General features: G+C 69.1%; 16 protein-coding genes. 5 read left to right on the top strand and 11 right to left on the bottom strand.

The genetic code is table 11. The features are described 5' to 3' along the window. Positions 1 to 186: 186 nt before the first annotated feature. Both ACIHAX_RS25900 and ACIHAX_RS25895 read left to right on the top strand, forming a co-directional pair. Positions 187 to 1,332 carry an acyl-CoA dehydrogenase family protein gene (locus tag ACIHAX_RS25900; RefSeq protein ID WP_364436250.1) on the top strand — a complete coding sequence of 382 codons (1,146 nt, stop codon included), beginning with the start codon at positions 187 to 189 and terminating at the stop codon, positions 1,330 to 1,332. Then, positions 1,316 to 2,011 carry a helix-turn-helix domain-containing protein gene (locus ACIHAX_RS25895; protein WP_355078431.1) on the top strand — a complete coding sequence of 232 codons (696 nt, stop codon included), beginning with the start codon at positions 1,316 to 1,318 and terminating at the stop codon, positions 2,009 to 2,011. The genes ACIHAX_RS25900 and ACIHAX_RS25895 overlap by 17 nt, the downstream gene beginning before the upstream one ends. Here the strand turns inward: ACIHAX_RS25895 and ACIHAX_RS25890 are convergent. Beyond that, complete coding sequence (locus tag ACIHAX_RS25890; protein ID WP_355078430.1) at positions 1,993 to 2,319, bottom strand: hypothetical protein; 327 nt, start codon at positions 2,317 to 2,319, stop codon at positions 1,993 to 1,995. The two genes, ACIHAX_RS25895 and ACIHAX_RS25890, sit on opposite strands and share 19 nt — an antisense overlap. Positions 2,320 to 2,549: 230 nt before the next feature. Between ACIHAX_RS25890 and ACIHAX_RS25885 the strand changes: the two genes are divergently transcribed. Then, positions 2,550 to 3,308 (top strand): hypothetical protein, encoded by a 759-nt coding sequence (locus ACIHAX_RS25885; protein WP_364436255.1) that lies wholly within the window; start codon positions 2,550 to 2,552, stop codon positions 3,306 to 3,308. A 6-nt stretch (positions 3,309 to 3,314) separates the two neighbouring features. Here ACIHAX_RS25885 and ligD read toward each other — a convergent pair whose 3' ends face one another. The 5 genes from ligD to ACIHAX_RS25860 form a co-directional block, all read right to left on the bottom strand. Continuing rightward, on the bottom strand, positions 3,315 to 4,316 hold the full coding sequence (ligD, locus tag ACIHAX_RS25880) for a non-homologous end-joining DNA ligase (RefSeq protein ID WP_364436258.1): 1,002 nt from the start codon (positions 4,314 to 4,316) through the stop codon (positions 3,315 to 3,317). Then, entirely contained in the window at positions 4,313 to 5,398 is a 1,086-nt protein-coding gene (locus ACIHAX_RS25875) for an ATP-dependent DNA ligase (protein WP_355078452.1), read from the bottom strand. Before ACIHAX_RS25875 ends, ligD begins: the two co-directional genes overlap by 4 nt. Positions 5,399 to 5,524: 126 nt before the next feature. Beyond that, on the bottom strand, positions 5,525 to 5,956 hold the full coding sequence (locus tag ACIHAX_RS25870) for a cold-shock protein (RefSeq protein WP_397280050.1): 432 nt from the start codon (positions 5,954 to 5,956) through the stop codon (positions 5,525 to 5,527). Between the two features lie 2 nt (positions 5,957 to 5,958). Next, positions 5,959 to 7,059, bottom strand: a complete 1,101-nt coding sequence (locus ACIHAX_RS25865) for an SPFH domain-containing protein (protein ID WP_356969673.1) — start codon at positions 7,057 to 7,059, stop codon at positions 5,959 to 5,961. Positions 7,060 to 7,078: 19 nt separating this feature from the next. Beyond that, complete coding sequence (locus tag ACIHAX_RS25860) at positions 7,079 to 7,312, bottom strand: hypothetical protein (protein ID WP_364436260.1); 234 nt, start codon at positions 7,310 to 7,312, stop codon at positions 7,079 to 7,081. A gap of 107 nt (positions 7,313 to 7,419) precedes the next feature. On the opposite strand from ACIHAX_RS25860, the gene ACIHAX_RS25855 reads away from it, so the two are divergent. Next, positions 7,420 to 10,467, top strand: a complete 3,048-nt coding sequence (locus tag ACIHAX_RS25855) for a tetratricopeptide repeat protein (protein WP_397280047.1) — start codon at positions 7,420 to 7,422, stop codon at positions 10,465 to 10,467. Between the two features lie 12 nt (positions 10,468 to 10,479). Here ACIHAX_RS25855 and ACIHAX_RS25850 read toward each other — a convergent pair whose 3' ends face one another. Then, on the bottom strand, positions 10,480 to 11,109 hold the full coding sequence (locus ACIHAX_RS25850; RefSeq protein WP_355078424.1) for a TetR/AcrR family transcriptional regulator: 630 nt from the start codon (positions 11,107 to 11,109) through the stop codon (positions 10,480 to 10,482). 171 nt (positions 11,110 to 11,280) lie between these two features. Between ACIHAX_RS25850 and ACIHAX_RS25845 the strand changes: the two genes are divergently transcribed. Further along, on the top strand, positions 11,281 to 12,780 hold the full coding sequence (locus tag ACIHAX_RS25845; RefSeq protein WP_364436267.1) for a condensation domain-containing protein: 1,500 nt from the start codon (positions 11,281 to 11,283) through the stop codon (positions 12,778 to 12,780). A gap of 12 nt (positions 12,781 to 12,792) precedes the next feature. Here the strand turns inward: ACIHAX_RS25845 and ACIHAX_RS25840 are convergent, their stop codons facing one another. From ACIHAX_RS25840 to ACIHAX_RS25825, 4 genes are read right to left on the bottom strand one after another with little or no spacing between them, the layout of a single operon-like run. After that, positions 12,793 to 14,118, bottom strand: coding sequence for a pyridoxal-phosphate dependent enzyme (locus ACIHAX_RS25840; RefSeq protein WP_364436270.1), 1,326 nt, complete (start codon positions 14,116 to 14,118; stop codon positions 12,793 to 12,795). Beyond that, positions 14,118 to 15,632, bottom strand: coding sequence for an alanine racemase (locus ACIHAX_RS25835; protein ID WP_364436273.1), 1,515 nt, complete (start codon positions 15,630 to 15,632; stop codon positions 14,118 to 14,120). Before ACIHAX_RS25835 ends, ACIHAX_RS25840 begins: the two co-directional genes overlap by 1 nt. Next, the gene (locus ACIHAX_RS25830) at positions 15,629 to 16,915 is read right to left on the bottom strand and encodes a heavy-metal-associated domain-containing protein (RefSeq protein WP_397280043.1); all 1,287 of its coding nucleotides are present in this window, start codon (positions 16,913 to 16,915) and stop codon (positions 15,629 to 15,631) included. The genes ACIHAX_RS25835 and ACIHAX_RS25830 overlap by 4 nt, the downstream gene beginning before the upstream one ends. Then, on the bottom strand, positions 16,912 to 18,177 hold the full coding sequence (locus ACIHAX_RS25825) for an aminotransferase class V-fold PLP-dependent enzyme (RefSeq protein WP_397280041.1): 1,266 nt from the start codon (positions 18,175 to 18,177) through the stop codon (positions 16,912 to 16,914). Before ACIHAX_RS25825 ends, ACIHAX_RS25830 begins: the two co-directional genes overlap by 4 nt. Between the last annotated feature and the right edge of the window lie 93 nt (positions 18,178 to 18,270).

The following is an 18,270-nucleotide window of genomic DNA, read 5'->3' as shown; positions in this document are numbered from 1 at the left end:
TTTCTCCTCAGCACTCGGCAGGCTGCCCGCCTCCGCTCGCGGTCGGGCCTGCTCATCCGGGCGCGGGCTCGCATTCGGGTGGCCGTGACGGTGGCTCGCTTCCCTTGTTGACAACTCGCCAATAGTTCGGGAATCTGAGGCGTAACCGGCGAAGGGGCCGGACCGGAGCTAGCAAAGGATCCAGCGATGGCGCGCGCGGCGTGGAGTGACGACGAGGTCGAGGCGGTACGAGATCTGGCGAAGACCTTCTTCGAGAAGGAGGTCGTGCCTCATGAGGAGAAATTCGTCGCGCAAGGGCACCCCGATCGCGCGCTGTACAACCGGGCCGGTGAACTCGGCCTGCTGTGTCCCGCGATTCCCGCCGAATACGGCGGTGGCGGCGGTACGTTCGCGCACGAAGCCGCCATCATCGAGGAGCAGGCCCGCGCCGGGGACGGATCGATGGGCATCCCCGTGCACAGTTCGATCATCGCGCCGTACCTGTACGAGTTCGGTTCCGAGGAACTCAAGCGGCGTGTGCTGCCCAAGGCCGCGAGCGGCGAGATCGTGCTTTCCATCGGCATGACCGAGCCGGGCACCGGATCGGACCTGCAGAACATCAAGACCCGCGCGGTACTGGAGGGCGACGAGTACGTCATCACCGGCTCGAAGATCTTCATCACCAACGGCTGGCTCTGCGATGGCATCATCATCGCCGCCAAAACCGACCCCACCAAGGGCGCGGCCGGTGTCTCGCTGATCTTCGCCGAAGTCGGTGACGACACTCCCGGTTTCAAGCGCGGGCGCATCCTGAACAAGATCGGCGGCAAGGCCCAGGACACCGCGGAGCTGTTCTTCGACGGCCTGCGTGTGCCCGCGTCCAACCTCCTCGGCGGCGCCGAGGGGCAGGGCTTCTACCAGATGATGCAGATGCTCGCGCAGGAACGCCTGGTCACGGCGATCATCGCGGTCGCCATGATGGAGAAGGCGGTGCAGCTCACCGTCGATTACACCAAGGGCCGCGAAGCGTTCGGCAAACCGCTGTTCGCCATGCAGAACACCAAGTTCGAACTCGCCGAGTGCGCGACCATCACCAAGGTCTCGCGCACCTTCCTCGACGACTGCATCGACAAGCACCTGCGCGGTGAACTCGACATTCCCAGCGCTGCCATGTCGAAATACTGGCTGACCGATCAGCTCGGTATCGTGGTGGACCGCTGCCTGCAACTGTTCGGCGGCTACGGCTACATGACGGAGTATCCGATTTCCCAGCTCTACACCGGCGCCCGCGTCCTGCGCATCCTCGCGGGCAGCAACGAGGTGATGAAGGATCTCATTGCCCGGTCTCTCTGACACCAGGAGTGCGGCCGCGGACGGTGGCGCCGACCCGGCGCTACCGCGCCGCCGCAGGCTCGAACCCGACGAGCGGCGCGCGCAGATCCTCGCCTGCGCGATCGACATGTTCGGCGAGCGCCCGTACGCGGCCGTCTCCACCGCCGAACTGGCGCAGCGCGCGGGCGTCGCGCGCGGTCTGATCAACCACTATTTCGGCAACAAGCGCGACCTTTATCTCGCGGTGGTGCGGCGCATGGTGACGTTGCCCAAACTCGACAACATGGTCGTGCCCACCGGCAGCTGGCGTGAGCGGGTCGATGCCAGCGTGCGCTGGCTGCTGGACACCATCGCCGAGCACGGCAGCACCTGGGTGAAGGTCACCAGCCACGAGGGCGTCGGCGACGATCCCGAGGTGCAGCAGATCCTCGACGCCGCCGACGACGCGGCGGCCGAGCGCCTGCTGCTGATGGTCGGCCTCGCCGATTCGGCACACGACGCCGAACTGCGCGCGATGGTGCGTGCCTATGGTGGTCTGGTCAAGGTCGCGGGCCGGGAATGGATCACGCGCGGCACGCTCACCCGCGCGCAGGTGCACGAGCTGCTGTGCGACATGCTGCTGACGCTGGTCACCGAATCGCTGCCCAAGGTCGACCGCAGGCAGTCACCCGGCGGCCCGGATCACCGCTCGCCGCTGTAGCGAATCGGACGCAAGGCGCCCGGCCCGTGGCCGTGGCGGCCGTGCTTCAGTTCGATCGCCTGTTCCCGGTGATGTTCGACGAGCAGGGCGCCGACGCCGGTGATCCACAGCGCGGCCGTCACGACCACACCGACGCCGGTCCAGCCGGTGAACCCGTATCCGGCGGCGGTCAGAGTACAGGCCAGCGCTACGACGCCGAGGGTGCACAACACGATGCCCGGGAGGTTGAAGTTGTCATCGAGCAAATCTCCGGCCCTGGCATGCCAATGCGGGGTATCCCGGCCGCTCGAGGTCGTCTTATCGGACATGGATCCTCCTGAAGAAAGGCTGCGGTCAGGTGGGTCGTATGTCGACCAGCATGCGCCTCGGCTAACAGATTCGCGAGAGTTGCGACACGTTTGTTATTACGGCCCGATCACAAATATCCGACACTTCGAATCAACTTTTCGCCGCGCGCGCCCTATTCTGTGTCGGTATATCGGGGCGGGTCCGGGCAGTCCGAGGTTCCTGCGCGGTGTTGGTGTGGAGAGGGACCTGAATGACACGGGCAGAACGGCGTGATACGGATCGCTGGCCGCAGGCGCGGCCGGAGGATCGCTGGTCGGAGCCGGAGCCCGACGGCGGCTGGGCGGACGAGGAGGACGAGCGCTGGCCCGAGCAGCCGCCGAGCCGCCGCCGAACCGGCCGACTGCGGGTGGAGATCCCGCCGATCGTCAATCCGTACGCGATTGTCGCGCTCGTGGCGGCGCTGCTGGGACTGTTCCCGGTCGCCATCGTGTTCGGCTTCATCGCCTTCAGCCACCCGCGCGGCCGGGTCATGGCGATGTTCGCGCTGCTGCTCGGCGTCGCCGAGATCACCGCGGTGGCCGGGTTCGTCCTGCTGACGGGCAACTGGCTGCCGGACGTGATGAACCGTCAGTCCGTGATCGCGCCCACGCCCGTCGCGTCGATGCCGACGACCGTCGAGCGTCCGGTGGTGACGACCACGGCGGCAGCGCCGAGCCCCGCTGTCACCACTACGCCGTCAGCGAGCCAGGGGCCGGTCACGAAAGGTTCGTCGTGCAGCGAGGCGCAACTCGGCCAGATCGGCAGCGCCGCCGACGGTGGCACCCTGATCTGCCTCACCACCTCCGGCGGCTACCAGTGGGCGGGCCCGCACGTCGTCGCGACCGCCGTGCAGCAAGCGGGGTCGAAGTGCGACGCCTCCGGGGCGAAGACCGGACGCACCGCCGACGGCCGGGCCCTGGTGTGCGAACTCAGCGGCCGCAGCGGCACCTGGGTGTTGTGGACCGAATAACGCTCGCTATTCGGCCTTCTTGGCGCGGCTCGGCTGCACCCTGGGCGGTTCGTTGGGCATCTTCGGATATTGCGGGGGCCACGGCGCGTCCATGAGACCGGCCGCCATGTCCCGGTCGGACATCTCCAGCAGCGGGGCGATGGACTGAGGCGCACGATCGGCCCACGGGTCCCCCGATGCGGCGTAGCGTGCGGGGACGGTCGCGATGGTCAGCTCGTCGGGCACCACCGAATCCAGATCCGCCCAGCTGATCGGCGTCGAGACCTGCGCGCCGACCTTCGGCCGCACGCACCAGGCGCCGAACACCGTTTTGTGCGGCGCGTTCTGATTGAAATCGATGAAGACCCGGTTGCCGCGTTCTTCCTTCCACCACTGCGCGGTGATGTCCTCCGGGAACCGGCGCTCCAATTCGCGGGCCAGCGCCACCGCGGCGGCCCGCACCTGATAACCGTCCCACTTCGGTTCCAGCGCCGAGTAGAGATGCAAGCCGCGTGAGCCGGAGGTCTTGATCCAGGATTCGATGCCGAGTTCGGCGAGCAGATCCCTGGTGCGTATCGCGGCGTGCCGGAGATCGGCGAAGGTGATTCCCGGCGAAGGATCGAGGTCGATGCGCAGCTCGTCGGCGATCTCCAGATCGTCGGCGCGGTTGGGCCAGACGTGGAACCCGAGGCATCCCTGGTTCACCGCCCACAGGATGTGGGCGAGATCGTGGGCGACGAGGGCGTCGCTGGTGGTGCCGTTCGGTGTGGACACCTCCACGGTGTGCAGCCAGTCCGGCGCGGATTTCGGCACCCTTTTCTGGAACCAGGACTTGCCGGACGCTCCGTCGGGATACCGCTCCAGCAGCAGCGGACGCCCGCCCACCACATTCAGGAACGGCTCGGCGATCGCCTGGTAGTAACGCACCAGATCGAGTTTCGTCTCGCCGCGCTCGGTGAAATAGATCTTGCCCGGATTGCTGATCGTGACGGTCCGGCCGTCGGTCTCGATGTCGACGGACTCGGTCATCGCGCCGCGCCTTCGCCGAACAGCGTGCTCAATTCCGCGGGCGCGACCTCGTCCAGCTGCGCGTAGGTACACGATTCCGGCGTCCGATCGGTGCGGAAGCGCACCAGCCTGCCGCCGTGGCGCAGCCGTCCCGACTGCACGTGCTCGTAGCGCACCTCGGCGACCAGCTCCGTCCGCAACGCCTCCCAGGACAGATCCTTGCCGCCGGTCCAGCGGCTGACGCCGCCGGGCATCTTGCCCTCCGCCGCCGCCTGCGCCGCGGCGTCGGCCCAATCCCGCCAGGGATGGTTGTCGAGCGCGTTCTCCCGCAGTGGCGCGAGCTCCTCGACCAGTTCCTTGCGCCGGGCCGCGGTGAAGCTGCTGGCCACGCCGACGTGGTGCAGGCGGCCCTCGTCGTCGAAAAGTCCGAGCAGCAGCGAGCCGACCCCGGCACCGTCCTTGTGCCAGCGGAAACCCGCCACCACGCAGTCGGCGGTGCGCTCGTGCTTGACCTTCAGCATCACCCGCTTGTCCTGGAGATAGGCGAGGTCGTCGGATTTGACCATCACGCCGTCGAACCCCGCGCCCTCGAAACGGGTGAACCAGTCCTCGGCGACGTCGGGATCGTGGGTGAGCGGAGTCAGGTGCACGCGCGCGAGCGCGGTGTCCAGGATCGTTTCGAGCAGCCGCCTGCGTTCGATGAACGGCTCCCCGGTCAGATCCTTGTCGCCGAGGGCGAGCAGATCGAAGGCCACGAAACTGGCCGGCGTCTCCGCGGCCAGCTTGGCGACCCTGGACGCGGCCGGATGCAGCCGGTTCTGCAAGGTGTCGAAATCCAGACCCTGTTCGGTGACCACCACGATCTCGCCGTCCACCACGCAGCGGTCCGGCAGCGCCTGCTTCAGCAATTCGGCGACCTCGGGAAAATACCTGGTCAGCGGCCGGTCATTGCGCGAGCCGAGTTCCACTTCGGCGCCGTCGCGGAACACGATGCAACGGAAACCGTCCCATTTGGGTTCGTAGCTCAGGCCCGGCTCGCGCGGCACCGCGGGCGCGGATTTGGCCAGCATCGGCCGCACTGGTGGCATCACCGGTAGCTCCACGCGATCCTCCTCGGGTTCGATCCTCACCCATGTCGACGGTGCGCGCGGACCGAACTCATCGGTATGCGGCCGCGGCCTCGGCTCGATCGTAGGCGGGTGCCCCGACAGGTTCGTGGACTTCGCCGGTCAGTTCTCCAGCCAGCCGTGCTGGTCGGCGAACGCGGTGAGCCGGTCGCGGATGGTGAGGATCTCACCCGCGGTGAGCGCGGGGCTGGCGTCCAGGAGCAGCTCGGTGATCAGGCGCTGGTGCTCGGCGACGGTGAGCTGTCCCGAACCGGCCCTGTCCTTACCCTTGTGCCGGGCGGCGGGTGCGGACGACCCGCCGACCACAGTGAGATTGACCGCCTTGGGTCCGCGGTCGCCTTCGGTCACCTCGAACTCGAACACCCGTCCCTGTCGCAACTCGTCCTCGTCCAGGCCGATGTCGTTGACGTGGACGAACACATCGGGTCCACCGTCCTCCGGCCGAATGAATCCGAATCCCCGAGAGCTGTCGAACGACACCAATTTCCCGATGGACACCAACACCCGCTCCTCGTCGCCGTCGCTACTCGGCAACTTTAACGCGCCTTTTCGCCGTCGTCGGAGGAAAGCGCCTTTTGCAGCGAATTGAAAACGGTCAGTCCCTGACCGACCATTCCGTTCACCAGTTCGCTGACTCCGTCCGGTCCGTTCAGCACGGTGAGATTCGCGTTCGCCAACCCGTTCGACGCCTGCCGCACGATTTCCGGAAGTTGTTCGATCAACAACTGATCCAGCGCGATGCGGTTGTTCGACGCGGCCGCGTCGGCCTGGATCCGGGTCCGGTCGGCTTCCGCCTCGGCCAGGATGCGCACCCGATCCGCTTCCGCCTGAGCGGGTTTGACGACCTCGGCCTGCAACTGCTGCTCACGCAGCTCGGCCTCCTTGCGCGCCTGCTCGGCCTGGGCGGTGAGCACCTCCTGCAACGCCATCGCCTCGGCGAGCGGGCCCGCCTGCGCCGCCTCCGCGTTGGCCTTGTCGATGTCGCGCTGGTACTGCGCGCGCAGGATCGCCGTCTCGCGCTGATATTCCGCTTGCCTGCGCTGGGATTCCTGCTCGGCCTGCGCCGCCGCCTGCGCGGCCTGCGATTGCGCGATCTGCGCGTCGCGCTGGACGGCGGCATTGTGCGGGGCGGCGAGCGCGGCGATATAGCCGAGGTTGCCGTCATCGATGGACTGGATCTGGAACGAATCGACCCACAGGCCGATGTTGCTCATCTCGACTTTCGACGCGACGAGCACTTCGTCGGCCAGTTTCTGCCGCTCCCGGATGATCTCCTCGACCGTCATCGAGCCGACGATCGAACGCAGGTGCCCGGAGAAGATGCGTCCGGTCAGCACCGACATCTCCCGCTCCTGCTCGGAGAGGAACCGCTGGGCGGCATTCACGATGGAGGAGGTGTCGTTGGCCACCTTGAACGCGATCACAGCGCGGACGTCGAGCTGAATCGCCTGTTTGGTGACGCACCGCTCCTTGATCTCGGATTCGAACATCGCCAGCGACAGGTAGCGCACCTTGCGGAACAGCGGAATCACCCAGGCGCCGCGTCCGATGACTACTTTGAACGGCGTGTTGTCGCGGCTCTTGCCGCCGCTGACCAGCATCGCCTCGTCCGGGTCCGGCACATGGTAGCCCAGCACGTCTGTCTCCCTTACTTTCTCAGGTTTCTGCTGCCGGGTCCGGGGCGAGCGGAATCCACGGGACGACGTCGACGACGCGCCCCGGATGGACCGCGATGACCAGCACGGTCGCACCGGCCGGGATCGGCTCGGCGGACTGTGCGATGTACAGCTCGGTTCCCCCGCGAATCGCGACCAGGACCTCGCTCAGCGTCCCGGCACCTCGGATCGGCGATGTGAGCGTACCCGTCAAACCCACCACCGGGTCGGTCATCGCGCGATCTCCTTCTTCCGGCTCTCGGACCGTCACCCTACGTCTCGCACAGCGCCTTTCGGTATCGGTGCGGCGGAACGGCGCGGCGGCGCGAGTATGTTTCTTGCATGGGAGGTCGGCTGGCGCTGGTGGTGGGGTCGGAATGCGCGGCGCTGGGAGATCTGGGTTTCACCGAAGAACTCGCCAACGGCTTGTACGGGAGTCTGACCGAAGCGGGCGGGTGGCGGCCCGCCATCGAGCTGGACGGCCCGGTGCTGAATCCCACTGCCGCGCAACTGCTCGAGGCCGTCGACGCTGCCTTCACGGCGGCATCGCAGCGGCAGGCCACCCTGCTGCTCGGCTTCATCGGTCACGGCGTGGCGACCAGCGCCGAGGACTTCTACTTGCTCGGCCACGATTCACCCGCTGATCCCACCTCGCACAACGCGTTTCACCTGACCCAAGAGATCCGCGAGCGGCTCGACCGCGCCGCGCTGGACGGGCTCGTGCTGCTCGTCGACGCCTGCGAGGCGGGGCAGGGCGTCCAAGGGGCCGCGCGCCGGTGGACCGATCTGCTGGCGCAGTCGGGCGGCCGGATGGAACTGCTGGTCGCCTCGGGCGACGGGCCGGCGTATTCCGGATGCTTCACCCGCACCATGCTCGCCACCTTCGACCTGGGCCTGCCGCTGCGCGGGGAGAACCTGCTGCCCTCGGACCTGGTCGATCCGATCGCCGTGCAGTGCACCCATCAACAGCCGCAGCATCTGTCGTTCAGTTCCGGCGCGGTGTCCCCGGCACAGGGCGTCGACCCGGGGCTGTGGCTGGTGCCGAACACCGCGCGCCACCGCGACGCGGTGAGCGGACGCTCCGCGGCCGGATTCGTCGACCAGCTCACCCGGCGTCTGCTGCTGACGCCCGATGTGCGCGAGCGTCTCGACGCGATCGTCGACGCGGGCAGCCACCGGCTGCGTGCGGTGCTGGGTCCGGCGGGCGTGGGCAAGTCCACGCTGCTGGCGATGCTGATCCGCCCCAGCCTGGTCGACGGGCTCGCCGTCACCCCCGACTACATCACCGCCGCGGTGTTCCTGACGGTGAACAGTTCGGTGGAGTCCGTGGCCGCTGAGCTGGCCGCGCAGCTCGACGCGCGCGTGCCCGGCTTCCGTGAGGCGGCGCGCGCGGCCAGGGCGCACCGGCCCAGGGACGAGTTCGACATCTTCGACATCCTGGTCCGCCGCCCGTTGGCGCGGCTGTCCACGGCGGGCCGCCGGGTCACCCTGGTGTTCGACGGACTGAACCAGCCGCAGGAGGGGACCAGGCGGTTGCTCGTGGCCGCGATCGCCGATCTGACCGGCCGCGAGGATCTTCGGCACGTGCGCGTGATCGTCGGCATCCGGCCCGGCACCGGCGTGGAGGACGATCCGGGGCTGGCGCACATGTACCGCATCGATATCGCCGAACCGGCGGCCGACGACATCGCCGCCGTGGTGGATTCCGCGCGCGGCACGGCGCCGCTGGGCCCGGTCGACTGGATCGGCTGGATCCAGCGGCTGCTGGCGGAGACCCCCACGGACGCGAGCGGTTCGCGGGTGGTAGCGGGTGGCTGGCTGCTCGCAGGCATCCTGCTGGAGGTCGCTTCGGGATTGACCGATGGCGCGGTGGCCTCCGGGATCGGCCTCGACCGGATCATCGCGCTGCGGGTCGAGACGGCGCTGCGCGGGCTCGATCCCGAAACCACCGGTGACACAGCGGCTCTGCTCGGTGTGCTGGTCGCGGCGGGTGTCGGGCCGGTGTTGCCGCTGGAGCTCTTGGATTCGGCGCTGTTGTCGCTCGGCGTCGACCTCAGCGCCGCCCGGGTCCGCGACATCGCCGTGAATCTCGGCACCCTGGTCACCCGCAGTCATCCCGGCACCGTTCGCGAGTCGCTCGGCGTGACCCACAGCGCGTTCCTGCCCGCGCTGGGCGCGGAATGCCACCGCCTCGGCGTGCGCATCCCGGACGCCCACCGCGCCCTGGTCGCGGCGATCCAGGCCGACGGAGGCGACCGGGCCGCGGACTACGCGCGCGGCGCGGCCGTACGCCACTGCCTGGCCTACGGCGATGCCGCCTTGGCCATCGACTTCCTGGAGAAACTGGAAACCGGCAGGTCGGCCGACGACCGCGACCTGTGGGCGGCGTGGACGCCCGACTTCGCCGAGTCACTGGGACCGGACCATCCCGACACCTTCATCACGCGGGAACGGTGGGCATATCACCGCGCCGAGAGCGGCGACCTGGTCGGCGCCGTCGCCGATTTCGAACAGTTGCTCGTCGACCGGTTGCGGGTGTTCGGACCCGACGATCCGGCCACCTCGGACACCCGCGACAAGCTGGCGAGCTACCGCGCCCGCTGCGGCGACTACTCCGGCGCTGGCGAGGAGTTCGAGCATCTGCTCGCCGACCGGCTGCGCCTGCTCGGGCCCGACCATCCCGAAACCCTGCGCACCAGGAACAACCTGGCGTCCAATCGCGGCGACGTCGGCGATTTCGCCGGGGCGATCGACCGGTTCGAACAGCTGCGCGCCGACCGCGCCCGCGTGCTCGGCGCCGATCACCCGGACACCTTGCGCACCCGCAACAGCCTCGCGTACTGGCGGGCGGCAAGCGGCGATCTCGCAGGCGCACGGGCCGAATTCGAGCAGTTGGTAGCCGACTATCTGCGCGTCTTCGGCGCCGACCATCCCAATACGCTCGGCGCGCGCAACAACCTCGCGGCGTTCCGCGCGCGCAGCGGTGATCTGTCCGGGGCGGGCGCGGAGTTCACCCGACTGCTCGACGATCGTCTACGGGTGCTCGGACCGGACCACCCCGACACGCTGCTCACCCGCGGCAAACTGGCCGCCTACCGCGCCGACAGCGGCGATCTCGCGGGCGCGATCACCGACCTGGAGAAACTGCTCGGCGACCGGTTGCGCGTGCTCGGCCCGGACCATCCGGACACCTTCGACACCCGCAACGAACTCGCGGGCTGCCGCGCCCGGCACGGCGACCTGACCCGCGCCGTCGCGGAACTGGAGGTGTTGCTGGTCGCGGAGTTGCGCGCTCTCGGCCCCAGTCACGGCGCCACCATTCGGACGCAGAACACGCTGGCGTACTGGCGGGGCCGGTCCGGGGACCTACCGTCCGGCCGCACCGGGTGACGCGCGGGGCGGTCAGGGACGGTAGAGCGAGCGGTACACCGTGAGCATCGCGAGGCAGTGCTCGATGATCTGCTCGCGGGTGGCGCGCAGCGAGCCGTTCAGCCATGCCGAGAACATGCCCGCGTTCCCGCTGGCCATGGTCACCGCCGCCAGCCTGCGCTTGACCGGATCGTCGATGTGGCCGAACAGATGGTCCTGCATGATCCGGGTGAAGACCGGCATCACCGCGAAGGTGGTCTGCCCGAGCCCGGTGCTGGAATACGGCTCGACCAGGAACAGCCGGGATTTGCGCGGGTCGGCGAGCACCTTGTCCACCAGGATCTCCGACAGCGCGCGATCGCGGGACGGGTCGTCGGTGGCGGCGAAGGCCGTCATGGGTTCGAGGAATTCCTCGGCGACCTGACGGTAGAGCACGTCGAGCAGCTCGTCGCGGCTGGCGAAGCTTTCGTAGAAGTAGCGGTCGGTGAGATTGGCCTTACGGCACACCGCCCGCATGGTGACCCCGCTCGCGCCCGACTCGCCGATCAGATCGAGCGCCGCTTCCAACAGCGCCGCCCGCCGCGTCTCCCTGCGCTCGGTGAGCGTCGTCCCACCCCAGATCCGTGGGCCCCCGTCGTCGTCTGCGTCCTGACCTGTCTGCACGGCCCAACGATAGTGCCTGGCGGCGCGCCCCGGCGCCGCGCGCACCCGCCCCGCCCTCCCCGGTCTTGCCGAACTGGATTCCGCGCCGTCACGGTGCGGTAACTGACGGTTTACTCGACCTGGTTACCTTGCCTGGGTTGCTCGGTGGTTCGGTAGTGGAGGTGACGGCGCGTGCACAACTCCGCTGCGGCGATCTCGTCCGAAGGAATCGGTCACGTACTCGGGCATGCGGGGATGCGCCCCGTACGACCGGCGGTTCGGCCTCTCCCGCCGCCGCGGCGGCCGCTGCCGCTGGCCCGTGGGCCGCGTCCGGCGCACATCCCGCTCGCCCCCGCGCAGGAACGGATGTGGCACGCCGCGCGGGCCGGGAACTCGAGTGACTGGAATGTGACTCGCGCGGTGCGACTGTCCGGACCGGCACTGCGGCCCGAGGGGATCGTCGCCGCGATCGACGACGTCGTCGCCCGGCACGAACCGCTGCGCACCCGTTACCCGAGGACCGCCTCGGGCCCGGCCCAGGTGATCGTCCCCGCGGACGAGGCCGGGGGGCGGACCGACGTCGTCCTGGCCACCGAAGCCGAATTGCCGAGGCATATCGCGGAATTCGCCGCGATCGAGTTCGATCTGGAGACCGACCTGCCGCTGCGCGCCCGGCTGTGCGTGCTCGGACCGCACGAGGTGGTGCTGGTGCTGGTCGTGCACCACATCTCGATCGACGGGCGGTCAGTGGCCCCGCTGCTGCGCGATCTCGGCACTGCCTACCTCGCCGGACAGGACGGAGCCGCGCCGGACTGGCCGCCGCTGCCGATCGACTACGCGGACTACACCTTGTGGAAGCACGCCCAGCTCGGTGACTACTCCGACGAATGGAGCCGCGCCACGCAGCAGTTGCGGTACTGGGCCAACACCCTGGCCGGTCGGCCGCCGGTGCTCGATTTCCCCTGCGTCCGGCCTCGTGCCATCCGCCGAGGCGGTGCGAGCGCGGGCGCCGTCGTACCGGTCGCGTTCGCCGCCGGTGTGCACCGTGCGCTGCTCGATCGGGCGTGCGCGGCGCGAGCCAGCCTGTTCATGGTGTTGCAGACCGCGTTCGCGGTGGCCGTCGGCGCTTTCTCCGGCAGCGCCGACGTGACGGTGGCCACCGCGGTCGCGGGCCGCGATCACCGGCTGCTCGACGACCTGGTGGGCAACTTCGCCGACGACGTGCTGATGCGCGTCCGGCTCGACCGCGCCGCCGACGCGGAGGAACTGCTCGATCAGGTGCGCGGGGTGGCGCTGGCCGCCTTCGCTCATCCCGATACACCCGGCCAGCGGCTGAAGCGCTGCCTGCTGCAGGACGCGGCCTACCCGCTGTTCCAAGCGACGCTCATCCTCCAGCGCGGCGCGGCCGCCCAGCCCGCGGCGGACGCTTCCGGCGGGGTGAGCATCACCGAGGTCGACACCGGAATCGTCCGCGCCAAGCACGACCTCGAATTCGGTCTCGTCGACCGGTACGACCGGCTCGGTGCGCCCGCGGGCATCGACGGCGTATTCATCTACCCGGCCGCGCTGTTCGAGCGGGGAACCGCGGTCGCTTTCACCGAATTGTTCACCGCCACAGTCGAACTCCTGGCCGCCGGTTACCGTGGTCCGGTTACCCCGTTGCTGACGGACTTGTCCGCCGGGCGGCGGTGAGCCCGCGGGCGATCAGCCTCGTTCCAGCGGCAACCCCGCATCGCGCCAGGCGACCACGCCACCGGCCAAGCTGGTGGCGTCGTAGCCGGCTCGCCTGGCCCGTGCGGCGAACCGCACCGACAGTTCACCGACGGGGCAGACGAAGACGACGGGGCGCGAGCGCGGGAACGGGATGCCGTGCCCGAACATGTCGTCGAGCTGGTCGTCGCGGATGTTCAACGCGCCGGGGACGTGCCCGATCCGATAGGCCATGGCGCCACGGCTGTCCACGATGGTCGGGCGTCCGGTCCGGTCCAGCTCGGCGAGCTGCTCGGGCGACAGCCGCGGCACCGCCGCCAGCTCCTCCGCGGTCGGGGCCGCTTCGCGTTCGGCGCGCCCGAACCGTTCCGGCCTGCGCTTCTTGATGTACGACAGGTACGGTTCGAGGCGATCGCAGACGATGAACACCGCCACGAGCGGATCGTCCGGATCCCTCGCGGACACATCGAGCGCGCCGAGCGTCTCCAGCGCGGCGGCGTAACTCGCACCGCTGGTCGGCCCGGCCAGGACCCCGTATCCGCTCGCCAGGCGCAGCGTCGCGTCCACGGCGTCGCCCGCCGTCACGGTCACGATCCGGTCGTAGAATTCCGGCTGGAACAGCCCGACGTCCCACATCTCGCTCTCCGAACGGATGCCGGGAATGAAGTCCGATCGCTCCGAAACCACTGCGACGGTGCGCAATTCGGGATTGTGCTTGCGCAGGTAGGTAGCGGTCCCCCTGGTGGAACCGGTGGTGCCGAGCCCGCCGATCAGATAATCGATCCTGGTGATGCCATCGGCGGCCAGGTCCTCGTGGATCTCCCGGCCGGTGCCGTGGTGGTGCGCCTCGATGTTCTTCTCGTTGGTGTACTGCGACAGATGCCGGTACGTAGCGGGCTGCTGGGCCATGGTCGCCTCGATCACCGAGTAGACGTCGTTCGGCGTCGTCGGGTCCGGGCACTCGGAGAGGCCGGGCAGTTCCACGATCTCGGTGCCTAACAGCTGCAGCAGATCACGGACCTCGCCCACTTTGATCCGGTTGGTCACCGCGCGCAGGTCGATCCCGTACATCGCGCCGAGGACGCGCAGCGCTTTGGCCGTGTTACCGCTGGACGCCTCGATGAGTGTCCGGCCCTCGGCGCGGATTCGCGCCAGGTCGTCGCGCAGCATCGCCCAGGCCACCCGGTCCTTCACCGAACCGAACGGGTTGTGCGACTCCAGTTTCGCGTAGAGTTCGACATTCGCCAGCCCGTGCACCGCGGGGTCGAGCCGCAGCAGCGGCGTGTTGCCGATGAGTTCGGTGATGTGGTCGTATCGCATCAGGGGGCCTCGACGGATCGGACCGGACGGTTGACGAGGTCGGTGGCGTGCGGCGCGATGTGACGCGGCCGGGAAGACTCGACGGGGAAATCGGGCTCGTAGTCGGCGTCGTGCACGACCCGGAACCCGTCGGGCGTCCGGGTGACCGCGAGTTTCGCGGGCAGGGGATGCATGGAGGCCGTCGCGGCGGACAGGTCCATGTGATAGGCGGCGGTATTCGGGAACACCACCGAATCGCCCGGCCGGGGCCGCGCGGGCAGCCACACCTTGTGGTTGGTGATCAGATCGCGCTCCAGGCACAGCCGCCCGGCGAGGTAGACGCCGACCGGACCCCTGTCGCGGTCGCCCGCGGTCGCGTCATCGCCGGGCAGGAGGATCGGGTCGACCATGACCTCCTGATCGGCGGGCGTCACCGAATCGCGGCTGAGGTCGACGTGCACCAGCACGCTGCCGTCGGCGACCTCCTTGACGAACTCGACTGTGGCCACCGTGATACCCGCGTGATCTACCAGCGCCTTGCCCGGCTCCAGCCACATCTCCAGCAGATTGTCGCCCGCCACCTGCGCCACCGTGCGTCCGCCGTGCCGCTCCAGCGGAGCGTCGAGCAGATCGGCGAGCATGCGGTCGGCGGCGATGGTGTTGGCGTACTTGTGGAACACCGGTGTGCCGTGCACGGCCCCGCCCGCGACGTGGTAGCCGAAGGTGTTGCTGCCCCAGGTCATCGGCTCCCCACGGCCGAGCAGCGATTCGCGCAGCGCGAGCACGTAGGCGTCGAACCGCTCGGCGTCGGCGGTGAACACCTGCCGGAAGCCGCCGCCGATGTCGAGCACCGACGGGGTGAGCCCGTGATCGTAGGCGCGCTCGATCAGTCGCAGGCAGGTGTCGATCGCCCGGACGCGCTCACCGAGGTCGCCGGAGTCGAGGTGAAAGGCGAAGCCGAGGAAGGCGATCCGCCCGCGCCGCGCCGACAGCAGATCGAATGCCTGCCCGACATGCGCGAGCGGTATCCCGAACCGGCTCACCTGTCCCGCGTCGAATCCGGAAATTCGCAGTAGCACAGGCACTTCCGCTTGCGTTCCGGCCAGTTCCGCGATGCGGCCCAGCTCCCAGAGGTTGTCCACGTTGATCGTGACCCCTCGGTCGACGAGTTCACGCAGGAAGGCTTCCCCTTTCGGGCCGGTGACCTCGATGCGCGCCGGATCGAACCCGGCGGCGCGGGCGCTGGACAGTTCGTGCGGTGAGGCGACGTCGACGGCGATGCCCTCGCGTTCGGCGGTACGGACGAACGCGCGAGACTGGTTCACCTTGTGCGCGTAACAGATCCGGTGGCCGGGAAGGCTCCGCTCCAGCACGGAACGCAGGCGCAGGAGATTCTCCGAATACACCTGCGGGAACACCAGATGCGCGGGCGATCCGAATCTCGTCAGCGTTTGCGTCGGGAGGCCGGGAGTGTCGAGAAAAGCGCGGACGATCGGGTGGAGCTTCGCGGGCAGCGCCGGCGGCCACGGCGTCATACGGCGGCTTCCGACGGCTCGGTGGCCGACGCCCGCGGCGCGTCGTCCGGCCGCTGCGCGACCGGGTTGTAGCCGCCGTCCCGGATCGCCTCGAACGCACGGGCCCGATTGCGCGGGCTGCGGAACTCGGCCACCACCCGTTTGCTGTCCAGGTCGATCTCGACCACGCGGATGTCCATCGACTCCAGCACTCCGCCGATCGTGCGGACGCAGTGCTTGCAGGTCATGTCGGGCACGTAGAACACCTGGTCCTCGGCGGTCGCGACCCGGTCGGCGGTCGCCTCGTCGAGTTCGGCGCTCACCTCGGCGACCGCGCAGCGGCCCGCGATCTCGGTGAACGTCGCGACGAATCGGTCGACCAGCAGCGGGAGGAGACTGAAATGCCCGCTGTCGAGCTGGTGTGGCGTGGCGGCCGGGCAGGCCGGATGGCTGCCCTCGGGCAGCAGGGCGTATTGCCGGGAGATCAGGTCGAGGTCGTCGTGGTACTTGGCGATCGCCTCGGCCACCGTGAGGCCTTCGGCCGTGGTGGCGCGCTCCATCACGGCGTGCGCGTCGGCGATGGTGGCGTCCTTCATCGCGCGCAGGGTCGCCACCGTCTCCGCCGAATAGCGGACGGTGCCGTCGGGTTGCGCGACCAGCGTCACCGGGATCATGCCCCGCCGGTAGGTCGAGGCCTGCAATTCCCAGAACCATCGCGTGGCGACCGCGGCGAAGATCCCGGAAACGCGGAGCCGTTCGGCGAATTCGGCGGCGTCGCGGTAGGGGGTCGCGTCCGCCAGCAACGCGTGCTGGGCCAGCACGCGCCCCGCCGCCTCGATGCCGACCCGGAAGATGTCGCGCGGATCGTGGTCGGTGGTCGTGCCGGCCAATACGGCGTGTTCGCGAGGTCCGAGCGCCGCGACCCGCGCGGCGAAATCGGCGTCGGCGTCCAATTGGCGCCACAACGCCAGGACCGTCTCGCGCGTCGCGATCGGCACCGACGGGCCGAGACCACCGGCACGGAAGTGCCCGGTATTCGGGATGCCCGCGCTGTCGGTCCACGCGATCCGATGCGTCGCGCTCGTCACCTGGTCCGCGCGGCACGGCCGCATGAACCGCTCCAGATACAGCCGCTGCGAGTAGGTGAGATGGCTGTCCGGCTCGAGACCCAAGGCCGTACAGGCGTATTCGAATCGCCGATGTCGGGGAGCGGGTACCGGTTCGGTGAACAGCCCTGGCTGCGCCAAGTCGGCCAGCACCCTGGACGCGGCCCGCCGGTCGTAGCGGGGGATGTCGTTACTCACGTGACCTCCTCGGCGATGGTTCGCACGCACGCGACGAATCGGTCGATCTCGTCGGGCGTGTTGTAGATGTGCGTGCTGACCCGCACCGAGCCCGCGCCGTCGGATTCGGCGGGGACGCAGTGCGCACCGGTGCGCACCAGGAAACCGAACTCGCTCAGGACGAATCCCGCGTCGGCGGCCGAGATCCCCTCCAGGGTGAAGGAGACGATGCCGTAGCCGACTTCGCAGGTCGCGTGCGCCGGGCCGGGCAGGAACTCCAGGCCGGGAACCGGTCGCAGCCCGTCGATCAGCCGCAGGGTCAGGGCGCGATTGTGCGCGGCGACGGCGTCGAGTCCGAACGATTCCAGCACCTCCAGCGCACTGCCGAGGGCGAGGATGCCAGGAATGTCGGGCGTTCCGCCTTCCAGCAGCGACGGCATCGGCCCCGGGCGCAGCCCGCCGGGACCCGGTTCGACGCCGGAGTTGCCCCCGGGCAGGAACGGCGTCAACCGGTCGTGCACACGCCGGTGGCAGTAGAGGATCCCGGTGCCGGGCGCACCGAACATCTTGTGCGCGGCGAAGATCGCGAAATCCGCATCGAGCGCGGTGACGTCGACCGGAAGATGGCCGCCGCTCTGCGAGCAGTCGAAGCACAGCAGGATCGCCGGATCGATCCGGCCGCGCAGTTCCTCGAGAGTGCTCAGACCGCCGAAGACATGGTGCAGATGCCCGGTCGTGATCAGCCGGGTGCGCGGGGTGATCTTGGCCAGGATGTCGTCGGTGTCCGCCTCGCCCGCAGCGGTCACCCGGTAGGGAACGAGGTGGATGCGGCGTCCGAACCGGGCGAGCAGCCCGCGCAAGTGCTGCCACGGGTACACGTTCGACGCGTGATCGCTTGCGTTGTAGAGGATCTCGTCGCCGTCGGCGAGCGCCGTCAGACCCCACGACAGCGCGACGGCGTTGAGTGCGGCGGTGGCGCCCGCGGTGAAGACCACCTCGTCCGGATGCTCGGCGCCGATGAACGCGGCGGCGTGTTCGCGGACGCGGGCGATCCGAGCCGTGAGACCGGTGGCCCAGGGGTAGGTGCCGCGGCCTGCGTTGGCGGTGTTGTTGCTGTGGTAGCGCTGAATGGTCTCGATCACCGGCAGCGGCTTCTGCGTGGTGGCGGCGCTGTCCAAATAGACCTCGGAGGCGCCGGCGAGGGCCGGGAACAGCGACCGCACCGCGGCGGGCGCGAACGTCGGGATTTCCGGCGGCCGGGGAATCTCCTCCGTCCGCGTCACCGGCGATCTCGGGGTGGGGGACCGCAACGTGACGCTCCCTTCCCACCGGTAACTCGGACGTCACCCACGATACGCATTTTCGATACGGACTTC

It is taken from the genome of Nocardia sp. NPDC051929, from assembly GCF_044548645.1.
Taxonomy (GTDB): domain Bacteria; phylum Actinomycetota; class Actinomycetes; order Mycobacteriales; family Mycobacteriaceae; genus Nocardia; species Nocardia sichangensis.
This window is presented reverse-complemented; position numbering and strand designations above follow the sequence as displayed.